Here is a 13,715-nt window from a genome sequence, read left to right on the forward strand (position 1 = left end):
ACTCAGGTTTGCATGCCCCACCCCGGCGGCAGAAGTGGTCACCAGCCCTGGTCACCGCTAGGCACGGCGGCCGGCCCGACGGTACGCGTAGCTGGCGTACGCCCCGAACACCACCAGCCAGCTGACCAGCACCAGGACCGTGTCCAGACCCGGCGCGGCACCCTGCACGGTGTCCCAGCCCAGCTGCCCGAGGCGGTGCGCCGGAGTCCACCGGGCAACGGCGGCCAGCCAGCCGGGGAACTCCGACACCGGGAACCACAGACCGCCGAGGAACGCGAGGAACAGGTTGGTCACCACGTTGGTCACGTTGGTGGTCTGGGCGGAGAGGGCGTAGCCGTTGGCGAGACCAAGCATGGTGAAGGGCAGGGAGCCGATCCACAGCAGGAGGATCAGCGCGACCCACTGCCCGAGCCCGAGCCGTACGCCGTTGACGATCGCGCCGGTGAGCAGCACCACCATGATCGCCGGTAGGACCATCAGCGAACCGGTCACGGCCCGCCCGACGACCGCCTGGGCCGGGGTCAGCGGGGTGATCCGCAACTGCCGGAGCCAGCCCGCGGACTTGTCCTCGGCGACCGCCGTCCCGACGGTCAGGCCGGCGCTCAGCGCACCGTACGCGGCCAGTCCCACCATCGCGGTGACCGCCCAGCCGGAGGAGCCGTCGGCCTTCCCACCGACGTTGGTGAACATCAGATACATGAGCACGGGGGTGCCAATGCCGAAGATGACGAACCCGGTGTCCCGGAATGTCCGACGAAGCTCCAGCTTGACGTACTGGTTGACCGGGGCGATCTGGCCGAACATCACGAACCTGCCTTCTGGGTCGGCGCGGAGAAGACGGAAGCGGAGGTGGTGGCGGGCGAGGTGAGGGCCAGGAAGGCGTCCTCCAGTCCGGCGGAGGTCACTTCGAGTCCCCGTACCGGACCGAGCTGGGCGAGGGCGTAGACGGTCGCGTCGGAGTCGGCGGTCCGTAGCTGCACCCGGCCGTCGCGCGTTGCCACGGAGAGCACGCCGGGCAGCGACGCCAGGCCGGCGGGCGCCGAACGGCCCTGGGGGTCGAAGGAGACGAGGCTGGCTCCGACCGCCTGCTTGATATCGGTGTTGCTGCCGTCGGCGATGACCCTTCCCCGGTCGATGACGACGACCCGGTCGGCGTTCTGGTCCGCCTCCTCCAGGTAGTGCGTGGAGAAGAGCACGGTCTTGCCCCGCTGGGTGAACGCGTGCATCGACTGCCAGAACGAGCGACGGGCCGCCACGTCGAGCGCGGCGGTCGGCTCGTCGAGGACCAGCAGGCCCGGGTCACCGACGAGGGCGACGGCGAAGTTGACCCGCTGCGCCTGGCCGCCGGAGAGGCGGTCCGCCCGCCGGCCGGCGAGTTCACCGAGCCCGGCCAGTTCCAGGGCCTCGTCGACCGGCATGGGATTCGGGTAGCTGCTGGCCACGAAGTTCACCAGCTCCCGCACCGTGACGCGGGGTACCGGCTTGGTGCCCTGGAGCATCGCACCAACCCGACCGGCACGTACCGCGTGCTGCGGGGTCTCCCCGAACAGCCGTACCTCGCCGGCAGTCGGCTCGTCCAGGCCCAGTAGCAGGCTGATCGAGGTCGACTTGCCCGCGCCGTTGCGGCCGAGCAGCGCGACCCGCTCGCCCCGCCCGATCGTGAGGTCGAGACCGGCGACAGCTCGCACTTCCCCGAATGTCCGGACCGCGCCGGCAAAGGCCACCACCGGGGCCGCCTCGTGTGTCTTCGTCATGCCGAGAACACTACGAATGCAGGTCGGACCCCTTGTAGAAGAAGATATCCGGACTCCGGCAGGACAAATGTCACTGCCGACGGCCCGCCGTCAGCCGGTCAGAGCCAGCCCCGTTCGTCGGCGATCCGAGCGGCTTCCGTACGGTTGCGGGCGCCGGTCTTGCCGATGGCCGACGACAGGTAGTTGCGGACGGTGCTCTCCGACAGCCACAGCTTCGCCGCGATGTCCGCCACCGTCGCGCCGCCCAGCCCTGCCGCCAGCACCTCCCGCTCCCGGGCCGTCAGGGGGCTCGGCCCCGCACTGAGCGCGGCAGCCGCCAGCGAGGGGTCGATCACCGACTCGCCGTTGAGCACCCGCCGGATCGACGCGGCCAACTGGTCGACCGGGCCGTCCTTGGACAGGAAACCCATCGCCCCGACCTCCATCGCCCGGCGCAGATAGCCCGGACGGCTGAACGTGGTGACGATGAGCACCTTGCAGTCGGGCAGTTGGGTACGCAGCTCGGCGGCGGCGTCCAGCCCACTACGACGGGGCAGCTCGATATCCAGCACCGCGACGTCGGGCCGGATCTTCAGTGCGACCGGCACGATCTCGTCGCCCTCGGCCACCTGGGCCACGACCTCCATGTCCTCTTCGAGGCCCAGCAGTAGAGCGAGCGCCCCGCGCATCATCCCCTGGTCCTCGGCCAGAAGGATCTTGATGAGTGCCGCAGAACCGGCTCCGACCAGGGCAGCTGTCATGGCGACCACAGTACGGGGGCGGCCGTCAGGAGCTGCATGCCGAGCACTCCCGGCGCAGCGGGGCGATGGTCCACAAACGAGCCGGCTGCGGTACGTCCAGACCCGACTGCTCCACCCTGGCGCCCTGGTACTGCCCAGGATCTCGGACCCGAACTGCGGCTGTGCGGCTCGCGCACCCCTCCGTTCGAGTATCCGTGCTGGTGGAGCCCAGGGGACTTGAACCCCTAACCCCTGCCTTGCAAAGGCAGTGCTCTGCCAGTTGAGCTAGGGCCCCGAAGGCGGGCGGAGCCGCCGGGAGCTGGCAATCGGAGGAACGATCAGCGCAGGTCGGGGGCGGTGGTCGCCTCGTGCCACAGTGCGCGCTCGTCGTTCGAAGCCATGATCTTCCTAGCGACCACGGCGGCCACGCCGACGACGCCGGCCAGAATCAGAAGCTTCTTGAACATGGGGCGACCCCTCGCGCTCGACAGCCGTCGGAACGATGTGCGGTGGGGCTAGCTGGAATCGAACCAGCGACCTCAGAGTTATCAGCTCTGCGCTCTAACCGACTGAGCTATAGCCCCGCGTGGCGACGGCCAAGGTTAACGCATCCGCCCGCCGCGCCCCAAATCGGGGTCGGTGGCCGTCCGCTGCTCGCCGTGCCCCCTGAAACTACCCGGACGCCCGACGCCGGGGCGACCGCTTTTACGCGGCGCGCCCCGGCGTCGGGTGCGATCAGTCCCGCTCGGCGAGCGTCAGCTCGATCCCGCCGACCAGGTCGGCGCAGACGTTGTAGACGAACGCGCCGAGGGTGGCGAGCGCGGTGAACAGGACGACGTTGACCAGCCCGATCAGGGCGGAGCTGAGGATCACGCCCTTGGCGGTGATCTGGAAGCCGCCGGCACTCTGCCCGCCGGCGTTGACCAGGTCACTCAGGCTCTCGTTGACGCTCTGGAACACGCCCATCGCGTCCAGCGCCAGGTAGAGCACCGAGGTGGCGACGACCACCACGATGAAGAGCACCACGGAGACGGCGAAGGCGAACTTCATCACGGACCAGGGGTCGATCCGCTTCAGGTTCAGCCGGGCCCGACGCGGCCCGCGGGACGCGGCCGAGCTGACCGAGGTACGCGCGGCGCGTACCGCGTCACCGACCCGGGCGGCCCCGACGGCGGACGCCCCGGCGACCCCCGGCGGCAGCCCGCCGCCATTGGCGGGGCGGCCACCGGCACCCGGACGGGCACCGTCCGGCTGGGGATTGGTCGTGCCGCCACCGATGCGCGGCAGCGTGCCGGTGGCGGCACTGCCGGCAGACGGGCCGCTGCCTGTCCGGGTCGACGCTGTCGGCCCCGGGCGGGGGGTGCCGCCCGCCGCCGCGGCCGGAGCCGCCGCGGAGGTGGGGGCGTCGATGCCGGATGTCTCGGTCTTGTCACTGGCCCCCTGGTCGTCGCCGGGCTTCTCCGGCGGCGGTGTCATACCGGGGGCCCGGGTGAACTTCGGGGCAGGCGCGTCGGCGGGGACCGTCGCCCGGCCCACGGCCGCGCGGCCGGTCGCTGGTGCGCCGCCCTTAGCGGCGGCCTCCTCGTCGACCGGGTTGGCCGAGGTCCCCTTGTTCCCCGACTTCGCCTGTGTCTCCGTCATCAACTAGTCCTGTTCGTCAGGCTCGTCGGCATTGCGAGCAATCGCCACGATAGTCACGCCGTCCGGGAGGTCCATCAGCTTGACCCCCATTGTGTTCCGGTCACGCGTACGGCGTACAGGCTTCACCGGAGTCCGGATGACACCACCGTTGCTGGTGATCGCGAACAGTTCGTCGTCCGGGTCGATCACCACCGCGCCGACCAGACCACCGCGCCGTTCGGTGATCTTCGCAGTCAGCACGCCCTTACCTCCCCGGCCCTGGACCGGGTATTCCTCGATCGGGGTACGTTTCGCGTATCCCCCGTTCGTGGCCACCAGAACATCCAGCCCCTCGCGGACGACCTCCATCGCGAGCAGGACGTCGTCGTCGCTGAACCGCATGCCGATCACGCCCGACGTGGCCCGGCCCATCGGCCGCAGCGCCTCGTCGGTGGCGTTGAAGCGGATCGCCTGGGCGTTCTTCGAGACCAGCAGCAGATCGTCGGACGGGGCGACGAGGGCAGCACCGACCAACTCGTCCTCATCGCGCAGGTTGATCGCGATGATTCCGCCGGAACGGTTGGAGTCGAACTCCTCGAGCCGCGTCTTCTTCACCAGGCCGTTCTTCGTGGCCAGTACCAGGTAGGGGGCCACCTGGTAGTTCGGAATTTCGATGATCTGCGCGATCTGCTCGTCCGGTAGGAACGCGAGCAGATTGGCCACGTGCTGGCCCTTAGCTACCCTACTGGCTTCCGGAAGCTCGTACGCCTTGGCCCGGTACACACGACCCTTGTTCGTGAAGAACAGGATCCAGTCGTGGGTCGAGCAGACGAAGAAGTGGCTGACGATGTCGTCCTGCCGCAGCGTGGCCCCGCTGACGCCCTTGCCGCCGCGCCGCTGGGAGCGATACAGATCGACCTTGGTCCGCTTCGCGTACCCGGTGCGGGTGATGGTGACCACCACGTCCTCGCGGGCGATCAGGTCCTCCATCGAGACCTCGCCGTCGAACGGCACGATCTTCGTCCGCCGCTCGTCGCCCCACTTGGCGACGATCTCGCCCAGCTCCTCCGAGACGATCCGCCGCTGCCGCTCCGGCTTGGCCAGGATGTCCTTGAGGTCGGCGATCTCGATCTCCAGCTTGGCCAGGTCGTCGAGGATCCGCTGCCGCTCCAGTGCGGCGAGCCGGCGCAGCTGCATGTCCAGGATCGCGGTGGCCTGGATCTCGTCGATCTCCAGCAGCCGGATCAGGCCCTGCCGGGCGTCCTCGACGGTCGGCGAGCGCCGGATCAGGGCGATCACCTCGTCGAGGGCGTCTAGCGCCTTCGACAGGCCGCGCAGGATGTGCGCCCGCTCCTCGGCCTTGCGCAGCCGGAACGCGGTCCGCCGCCGGATCACCTCGATCTGGTGTTCGACGTAGTACCGGATGAACTGGGCCAGGTTCAGCGTGCGCGGCACGCCGTCGACCAGCGCCAGCATGTTGGCGCCGAAGGTCTCCTGAAGCTGGGTGTGCTTGTAGAGATTGTTGAGCACCACCTTGGCGACCGCGTCGCGCTTGAGCACGAGCACGATCCGCATGCCGGTACGCCCGGAGGACTCGTCCCGGATGTCGGCGATGCCGCCGAGCTTGCCCTCCTTGATCAGCTCGGCGATCCGCTCGGCGAGGTTGTCCGGGTTGACCTGGTAGGGCAGCTCGCTGACCACCAGGCAGGGGCGGCCCCGCTTGTCCTCCTCGACCTCCACCACGGCCCGCATCCGGATCGAGCCCCGACCCGTCCGGTACGCGTCCTGGATGGCCTGGGTGCCGACGATCAGGCCGTGGGTGGGGAAGTCCGGGCCCTTGACGATCTCCATGAGCGCGTCGAGGGTGTTGGCCTCGTCGACCTCCGGGTTCTCCAGGCACCACTGCACGGCCGCGCCGATCTCGCGCAGGTTGTGCGGCGGGATCTTGGTGGCCATGCCGACCGCGATGCCCTCGGAGCCGTTGATCAGCAGGTTCGGGATCCGGGACGGCAGGATGGTGGGCTCCTTGGCCCGGCCGTCGTAGTTGTCCTGGAGGTCGACGGTGTCCTCGTCGATGTCCCGCAGCATCTCCATCGCCAGCGGGTCGAGCTTGCACTCGGTGTTGTGACTGACGAAGCCGTCGGAGACGAACGAGTGGTCGTCCGTGTCCACCCGGATGCTGTAGACCGGCTGCACCCCGGCGTCTGTGACGCTGGCCACCTCGGCGTAGTAGAACCTGCCGTCGACCAGCGGCTCGACCACGTCGAGCACGTCGCGCTCGGTGATCCGGGCGGCGATCTCGTCGCGGTCCCGCTCCCAGCGCTCGATCCGGTCGACGTTGTGCCGGCGCAGCCAGTCCCGCTCGGTCCACCGGGTCGCACCGTGCTCGCGGATGAAGTCGCCGACCAGCGGCACGTGGTCGCTGGAGAGAGCCGTGCTGATGACCGGCACGGCCGCCAGCTCCGACTCCAGCTTGGTCTGCTTGCGACCGAAGAAACCGACCTGCTGGGCGAAGATCCGGGCGTCGCGGCGGTTGTTCACCACGACCTTGATCTCACCGGAGTCGTACCGGACCTGCTTGCTGATCACGCCGAACTCCAGCAGCAGTTGCTGGACCTCCTGGGCCAACCGCTCGCTGCGGGTCGAGTACGAGATCTGAATGGTGTTGCGGGGCAGCAGCGAGGAGGAGCCGTCGCCCTCGAAGAGCGCCTGGAGGAAGGCCCGCTTGATCGCCGCCGGGCCCTGCCAGACGAACTCCGGCACGAACTTCGCGGCGCTCCGCGCCCCGACCAGCTCACCGAGGATGCTCGCCCGCAGTGCGGAGAGGTCCTGGATGTCGATCTCGTGCAGCAGGCTGCCGGAGGCGATGGTGCGCTGGCTGACGTAGCGCGGGCCGCCGACGGCGAGGTCGTAGGCCGCGAGGACCCGGATGAAGAACTCCCGGTCGACGTTGTTGAAGCCGGCGCGTTCCTCGGACACCCAGCCCTCGCTGACGAAGGCGCCGGCGAGGACGGCTGCCTCGACGTGCTCCAGCATCGGGTAGCCGATCTCGTCCGGCACCGTCCGCTGGATGACCACCCGGTCACCGGGGTTGATCTCGGCGAGCAGCTTCCAGAGCAGGGTCGGCACGCCGGCCACGTCCACCAGGCAGAGCGCCGGGTGGTTGTGGGTGCCGGTCAGCTCGTACCCCTCACGGGTGCGCAGCCGCAGCGTGGGGTGCTCGCCGGAGTGGAAGAACTTGGAGGCGCGGACCAGGTCGCCGTTGCGGTCGCGGACCTTCAGCTCGATGTCCGTCTCGCTGCCCGGCGCCGCGTCCGTGACGAGGTTACCAATCCGTAGACTGCCGCCGGCAGTACGAATACGGACATTTCCCGTTACGCAGTACCTCATCGCCGCAGCAGGGTCGTTACCGGGCGAGCCGAAGTTGCCGTTGCCGTCGACCAGCGGGTACCGCAGCGACCAGGGCTGCGCCATCCGGACCAGCGCGTCGTAGATGGCCGAGTCGCCGTGCGGGTGGAACTGACCCATCACGTCGCCGACGACCCGGGAGCACTTCACGTAGCCGCGGTCCGGCCGGTAGCCGGAGTCGAACATGGCGTAGAGGATCTTGCGGTGGACCGGCTTGAGCCCGTCCCGGACGTCCGGCAGCGCCCGCCCGACGATGACGCTCATCGCGTAGTCGAGGTAGGAGCGCTGCATCTCCACCTCGAGCCCGACCGGCTCGATGCGGTCGTGCGCCACGACTGCGGCGGCGGCGGTCTCGGGGACCTCGGGCTCGCTCGGGGTGGACTCGGGGGTATCGGTCACTGTTAACCCTTATCAGAATCAGAGTCGGTTTCGTGCTGTGGATAACCGCTGTGGAAACCGGCCATGCTGTGGATAACCCTGTGGATCGGCGGGCCGCCCGGTGGACGACCGGGGCGGCCCGCCCGGTCCGTCAGATGTCCAGGAAGCGGACGTCCTTGGCGTTGCGTTGGATGAACGAGCGGCGCGCCTCGACGTCCTCGCCCATCAGCACGCTGAACAGCTCGTCCGCGGTCGCCGCGTCGTCGAGCGTGACCTGGCGCAGGGTACGGGTCGCCGGGTTCATCGTGGTCTCCCAGAGCTCGGGATAGTTCATCTCACCGAGGCCCTTGAACCGCTGGATGTCGTCCGGCCTGGCGTTCGGCTTCTTCTGCTGGCGCAGCGCGATCAGCCCGTCCCGTTCCCGGTCCGAGTACGCGTACTGCGCGTCGTCGCCCTTCTTGTTCCACTTGATCTTGTAGAGCGGCGGGGCGGCCAGGTAGACGTGGCCCAGCTCGACCAGCGGTCGCATGAAACGGAACAGCAGGGTGAGCAGCAGCGTCTGGATGTGCTGGCCGTCCACGTCGGCGTCGGCCATCAGCACGACCTTGTGGTACCGCAGCTTCTCCATGTCGAAGTCGTCGTGGATGCCGGTGCCCAGCGCGGTGATCAGCGCCTGGACCTCGTTGTTCTTCAGCACCCGGTCGATCCGGGCCTTCTCCACGTTGAGGATCTTGCCGCGGATCGGCAGGATCGCCTGGGTACGCGGGTCCCGGCCCTGCTTGGCCGAGCCGCCGGCCGAGTCGCCCTCGACGATGAAGACCTCGGACTCGCGCGGGTCGGTGGACTGGCAGTCGGCCAGCTTGCCCGGCATCGAGCCGGACTCCAGCAGCGACTTGCGGCGGGCCAGCTTGCGCGCCTGCTGGGCGGCGATCCGGGCGCGGGCGGCCTGGGACGCCTTCTGGATGATCGTCTTCGCCTCGGCCGGGTTGCGGTCGAACCAGTCGACCAGCCGGTCGTTGCAGACCCGCTGCACGAAGCTCTTCACCGGGGTGTTGCCGAGCTTGGTCTTGGTCTGGCCCTCGAACTGCGGGTTGGTCAGCTTGACCGAGATGATCGCGGCGAGGCCCTCGCGGATGTCCTCACCGGAGAGCTTCTCGTCGCCCTTGAGCAGCTTCTTGTCCGCGCCGTAGCGGTTGACGACGCTGGTCAGCGCCGACCGGAAGCCCTCCTCGTGGGTACCGCCCTCGTGCGTGTTGATGTTGTTGGCGAAGGTGTAGACCGACTCGCCGTACGACTCGTTCCACTGCATGGCGATCTCGACCGACATGCCCTCCTCCTCCGCGTCGAACTCGACCACCGTCTTGTGCATCGGGTTCTTGGAGGCGTTGAGGTGCCGGACGAAGTCGGCGATGCCGCCCTGGTAGCAGAAGGTGACCTCGCGGGTCTTGCCCTCCTCGCCCTCCGGGACCCGCGCGTCGAGCAGGTGGATGGTGATGCCGCGGTTGAGGAAGGCCATCTCCTGCAGGCGCCGGTAGATGGTCTGGAAGTCGAAGTCGACGGTCTCGAAGACGTCCGGATCGGGCCAGAAGGAGACTGCCGAGCCGGTGCGGTCGGTCGTCTCGCCCTTCTCCAGCGGCGAGGGCTTGGAGTTGGCGTACTGCTGGCGCCAGACGAAGCCGGACTTGTGGATCTCCACCGCCATCCGGGTGGAGAGGGCGTTGACGACGGAGACGCCGACGCCGTGCAGGCCGCCGGAGACGGCGTACGCCTTGCCGTCGAACTTGCCCCCGGCGTGCAGCACGGTCAGCGCCACCTCGACGCCCGGCTTCTTCAACTTGGGGTGCAGGTCGACCGGGAAGCCGCGCCCGTTGTCGGTGACCTGGACGCCGCCGTCGGCGAGCAGCACCACGTCGATCGTGTCGCAGTAGCCGGCCATCGCCTCGTCGACCGCGTTGTCGACGACCTCCCACACCAGGTGGTGCAGACCGCGCTCGCCGGTCGACCCGATGTACATGCCCGGCCGCTTGCGGACCGCCTCCAGCCCTTCCAGGACGGTGATCGACTCGGCGCCGTACTCCTGCTTGTCCTGCGCTGCCACCCTCGGCCACTTTCTCGCGCCCTGGTGCCGCAAGCGGCGCGTCGGGCGCGGGTTCGGCGGACAGGACGCGACGTCGGCGCGCGGACCGACACCGAAGGGAAACCGGGGCACGGGCCGGAGCGCCGGTCGCCGCGGTTGCCCGCGGATCGCGATCGGCTAGACCCGACGTGGGACAATGATCTCGGCCCCGTGGTGGGCCGTTTCCGTCGCTCCGTGTCGGGTCTTCGTCTCGCCCTCAATCTTACTGTGCGCAGGCGACAGAACCACCACTCGGCACCCCTTCGCGGCGGCTGAGACCTCCGTAGCCGGCCGAACCGCGCCACCCGCGACTCCCCCTACACGCAACGCCCGGATCGGGGGGCGGCGCCGCCGACCGTCGGGCCGGGCGTTGCCGGGGGGTGGGGTCGCGGCGGAACCGAAGTGGGCGTACCTTTGCGGCGCCCAGCGTGGCTGGTCTTGATCTTTTCCGGTCGGAACCGGACGATCGACCCGAACGATCCGACACGTGCTCTCAAGGGGTGACGCCAGATGGGGCTGGACAACGTCGCGGTGCACTGGCCGCGGACCGGCCGCTTCTACGACCCGGTCGCACCGGCCGAGTTCGTCGATTTCGGCGAGATCGTCGACCTGCCGCGGATCTCCGCGCCGACAGCGGCCCTCGCGGAACACGTCGCCAAGACCGGGACCGTCCGGGCGACCGCCTACACCGAGCTGGTCGACCTCCTGCTCGGGTTGGAAAATGTGCTCTACGCCACGGACGCCGCCGCCGAGGACGAGGACCCGGTGATCGACCCGGACGGCTGCGCCTGGATCGCCGGCGGGATCGAGCGCTTCGTGGCCGGGCACCGCCCGCACGGGGAGACGGTCGACTTCGACTCGGTCAGCACCGTGCTGCGCAGCCTGCTCGCCGACGGTCGCCTCGCCGAACAGCAACTACGCTGGCTGGGCAGCCGGCTGGACGCGCTGCGCGACGAGAACGGCGACCCGCCGCAGTGGGACTTCACCTGCGCGGAACTGGGCGTGCTGGCGGCCTTCTACCGGCGCTGCGCCGACCGCGGCTTCGCGGTCTACGCCGACGTCTGAGCGGGGTTCGCACCGCCCTCGCCGGCCCGGTTGGTCGCCGCGATCACCCGGGTCAGGACGGCATGCAGGTCCCGCAACTCCTCGATCGGCATCCCGAGCCGCCGCACCACTGCCGGCGGGATCTCCTCGGCGCGGGCACGCAGCGCCTCGCCGCTGCCGGTGAGCGTCACGGCCAGGCTGCGCTCGTCGGCGGGGTCGCGCTCCCGCCGGACGTACCCGTTGGCCTCCAGGCGCTTGAGCAGCGGTGATAGCGTCCCGGGGTCGAGCTGCAACAGGCGGCTGAGCTCCCGTACGGACAGCGGCGCGTACTGCCAGAGCGCCAGCATGACCAGGTACTGCGGATGGGTCAGCCCCATCGGCTCCAGCAGCGGGCGATAGACGGCGACCACGCCCCGCGCCGCCACGGAGAGCGCGAAGCACACCTGTTCCTCCAGGGCCAGGGGGTTGCCCTCTAGCTGGTCGGACACCTCGGCCTCCTCGTCGTCGCCGTTGCGATCCTAACAACGATTGGTGTACCAATTATTGGTGCACGAAATTATTTCCGGGCGCGGGGCGGGAGAGGCCAGGCGGATGAGCGACGACAAGCAGGTGGGCGACTCCTCGGGCAAGGGTGGCCGCCTCATGGGCTGGGTGTTCCGCAACCTCGCCGGCCCTTCCGAGGTGCAGGGAGCGGTGCAGGGCGGCTCGCGCCATGCCCGGGAGGCCTGGAAGCAGGATCTGGAGAGGCGGAAGCAGTGGAGCCGTGAGCAGCGGGAACGCAAGCGCGCCGAGCGAGAGGCCCAGCGCGCCGGGCAGTGACCGTCAGCCGTAGGTGTCGCGTGGGCCCCGCCCCCGGACCCTGCGCGGCCCGCGCGACCAGGACGGCGCGGCCGGGCCGTGGATGTGCAGCTTGCGCACCACGTTGTGGCCCACCTCGCTGGCGATCTGCCTCAGCAGGGAAGCGGCGAGCAGCCGCAGTTGGGTCGCCCACGCCGTGGACCGGGCCTCCACGGTCAGCTCGCCGTTCTCCAGCTTCACCGGGCGGCTGTTCTGGGCCACCTCGGGGCCGACCACCCGTTCCCACGCGCCGAAGACCGTCGCCTCGGCGGCCGGCTGCTCCCAGCCACGCGCCTTGACCAGCCGGTTGAGCACGGCACCCAGCGGCTGCGGGTCGCGCGGGTCCGGCCCCGGGCCCGAGTAGCCGCGCAGCCGCCGGCCGCCCTCGCCGTCGCCGGAAACCACGCTGCGCCGGCGGGTCCGGGCCGCCGCGTCACGGCGGGCCTTCGCGGCGTCCAGTACCGCCCGGGCCAGTTCCGGCCCCGCCGCACCCCCGGCGGCTGCGTCGCCACCGGCACCGTCGGCCGCCGGACCGTCGGGCCGCCCGGCACCGCCGGCCGGCTGTGCCGACGGGCCGCCGTCGCGCCGCCCGGCCGGGCGCGGCGCTACCTCGCCCCCGGCCGCGTTCCGGCCGGCCGTCGCGCCGGGCGGGGTACGCCCCGGGCGCGGCGGCCCGAGGCGGGCCGGTGGAAGCTCCCGATCATCCGACACGACGCACCGCCCCCTCGCCGACCTGGTACCGGACGCCGCGCAGGCCGGTCGGCACGTCGTCGTCCACGGCGCAGGTCACCAGCACCTGGCTGGCCCCGCCGACCAGCTCCGCCAGCCGCTCCCGGCGGCCCGCGTCCAGCTCGGCGAAGACGTCGTCGAGCACCAGCACCGGCTCGATGCCGTCGGAGCGGAGCAGATCGTACCCGGCCAGCCGCAGCGCCAGCGCGAACGACCAGGACTCGCCGTGGCTGGCGTACCCCTTCGCGGGCAGCGGACCGAGGGTGAGCACCAGGTCGTCGCGGTGCGGACCGACCAGGGTGGTGCCCCGCTCGACCTCGGCCGACCGGGACTCGGCCAACGCCGCCGTCAACGCCTCGACCAACGCCGCCCGGTCCGGCGTCGGGCCGGTCAACTCCACCGACGGCCGGTACGCGACACCGGCCGCGCCGCGCCCCGCCGCCACCGCGTCGTACGCCTTGGTGACGTGCGGGCCGAGCGCGGCGACCAGTTCCAGCCGGCCGGCGAGCAGCTCGGCACCGTGCCGGGCCAGGTGGGTGTCCCAGACCGCGAGGGTGGACAGGTCCCCGCCCCGCGACCCGCCGGTCTTGCGGGCCAGGTACGCGGTGCGCAGCAGGGCGTTGCGCTGCTTGACCACCCGCTCGTAGTCGGCGCGCACCCCGGCGTACCGGGGCTGACGGTTGACCAGCAGGTCGTCGAGGTAGCGGCGGCGCTCGGCCGGGTCACCGCGGACGAGTTCCAGATCCTCCGGAGCGAACAGCACCAGCCGCAGCGCGCCGAGGACGTCACGAGCCCGCCGGGCCGGCGAGCGCCCCAGCCGGGCCCGGTTGGCCTTGCCCGGGACGATCTCCAACTCGATCAGCAGCTCGCGCCCGTCGTGCACCACGGCGCACCGGATCACCGCGGCGGACGCCCCCATCCGGACCAGCGGGGCGTCCGTGGCGACCCGGTGCGAGTCCAGCGTCGCCACGTAACCCAGCGCCTCGACCAGGTTGGTCTTGCCGACGCCGTTGGCGCCGGTCAGGACGTTCGGACCCGGCTCCAGATCGACGCCGACCCGCTCGTACGAGCGGAAGTCGACCAGTTCGAGCCGGCGGACGTACACAGGCT

The 13,715-nt window shown here is 70.4% G+C and carries 12 protein-coding genes and 2 tRNA genes; 2 read left to right on the plus strand and 12 right to left on the minus strand.

All coding sequences use genetic code 11. From position 1 onward, the window contains the following. Positions 1-57 precede the first annotated feature (57 nt). The 9 genes from OOK41_RS02430 to gyrB form a co-directional block, all read right to left on the minus strand. A complete protein-coding gene (locus tag OOK41_RS02430; RefSeq protein ID WP_266262806.1) occupies positions 58-804 on the minus strand; it encodes an ABC transporter permease in 747 nt (248 codons plus the stop codon). Next, positions 804-1,754, minus strand: coding sequence for an ABC transporter ATP-binding protein (locus OOK41_RS02435; RefSeq protein WP_266262808.1), 951 nt, complete (start codon positions 1,752-1,754; stop codon positions 804-806). Before OOK41_RS02435 ends, OOK41_RS02430 begins: the two co-directional genes overlap by 1 nt. A 98-nt stretch (positions 1,755-1,852) precedes the next feature. Then, positions 1,853-2,494, minus strand: a complete 642-nt coding sequence (locus OOK41_RS02440) for a DNA-binding response regulator (RefSeq protein WP_266262810.1) — start codon at positions 2,492-2,494, stop codon at positions 1,853-1,855. 198 nt (positions 2,495-2,692) lie between these two features. Further along, positions 2,693-2,768, minus strand: a tRNA-Ala gene (locus tag OOK41_RS02445). Positions 2,769-2,811: 43 nt separating this feature from the next. Beyond that, positions 2,812-2,940, minus strand: coding sequence for a DLW-39 family protein (locus OOK41_RS02450; protein WP_243639459.1), 129 nt, complete (start codon positions 2,938-2,940; stop codon positions 2,812-2,814). A 43-nt stretch (positions 2,941-2,983) separates the two neighbouring features. Beyond that, positions 2,984-3,057: transfer RNA gene (locus OOK41_RS02455), tRNA-Ile, on the minus strand. A 151-nt stretch (positions 3,058-3,208) separates the two neighbouring features. Next, positions 3,209-4,114 carry a DUF3566 domain-containing protein gene (locus tag OOK41_RS02460; RefSeq protein WP_117668106.1) on the minus strand — a complete coding sequence of 302 codons (906 nt, stop codon included), beginning with the start codon at positions 4,112-4,114 and terminating at the stop codon, positions 3,209-3,211. A 3-nt stretch (positions 4,115-4,117) separates the two neighbouring features. Further along, positions 4,118-7,900: an intein-containing DNA gyrase subunit A gene (gene gyrA, locus OOK41_RS02465; protein ID WP_266262814.1), complete on the minus strand. Its 3,783-nt coding sequence runs from the start codon at positions 7,898-7,900 to the stop codon at positions 4,118-4,120. A 130-nt stretch (positions 7,901-8,030) separates the two neighbouring features. Beyond that, a complete protein-coding gene (gene gyrB / locus OOK41_RS02470) occupies positions 8,031-9,977 on the minus strand; it encodes a DNA topoisomerase (ATP-hydrolyzing) subunit B (RefSeq protein ID WP_117668108.1) in 1,947 nt (648 codons plus the stop codon). A gap of 528 nt (positions 9,978-10,505) precedes the next feature. Between gyrB and OOK41_RS02475 the strand changes: the two genes are divergently transcribed. Further along, on the plus strand, positions 10,506-11,060 hold the full coding sequence (locus OOK41_RS02475) for a hypothetical protein (RefSeq protein ID WP_117668109.1): 555 nt from the start codon (positions 10,506-10,508) through the stop codon (positions 11,058-11,060). Here the strand turns inward: OOK41_RS02475 and OOK41_RS02480 are convergent. After that, positions 11,045-11,527, minus strand: a complete 483-nt coding sequence (locus tag OOK41_RS02480) for a MarR family winged helix-turn-helix transcriptional regulator (RefSeq protein ID WP_117668110.1) — start codon at positions 11,525-11,527, stop codon at positions 11,045-11,047. The two genes, OOK41_RS02475 and OOK41_RS02480, sit on opposite strands and share 16 nt — an antisense overlap. Before the next feature lie 103 nt (positions 11,528-11,630). Between OOK41_RS02480 and OOK41_RS02485 the strand changes: the two genes are divergently transcribed. Then, positions 11,631-11,858 carry a hypothetical protein gene (locus OOK41_RS02485; protein WP_117668124.1) on the plus strand — a complete coding sequence of 76 codons (228 nt, stop codon included), beginning with the start codon at positions 11,631-11,633 and terminating at the stop codon, positions 11,856-11,858. Positions 11,859-11,861: 3 nt separating this feature from the next. Here the strand turns inward: OOK41_RS02485 and OOK41_RS02490 are convergent, their stop codons facing one another. Together OOK41_RS02490 and recF are read right to left on the minus strand one after the other, a co-directional pair. After that, positions 11,862-12,587 carry a DUF721 domain-containing protein gene (locus tag OOK41_RS02490; protein WP_266262820.1) on the minus strand — a complete coding sequence of 242 codons (726 nt, stop codon included), beginning with the start codon at positions 12,585-12,587 and terminating at the stop codon, positions 11,862-11,864. Beyond that, positions 12,577-13,710 (minus strand): DNA replication/repair protein RecF, encoded by a 1,134-nt coding sequence (recF, locus tag OOK41_RS02495; protein WP_117668125.1) that lies wholly within the window; start codon positions 13,708-13,710, stop codon positions 12,577-12,579. Before recF ends, OOK41_RS02490 begins: the two co-directional genes overlap by 11 nt. Between the last annotated feature and the right edge of the window lie 5 nt (positions 13,711-13,715).

Origin of the sequence: Micromonospora sp. NBC_01655 (assembly GCF_026339755.1) — a bacterium.
GTDB lineage: Bacteria > Actinomycetota > Actinomycetes > Mycobacteriales > Micromonosporaceae > Micromonospora.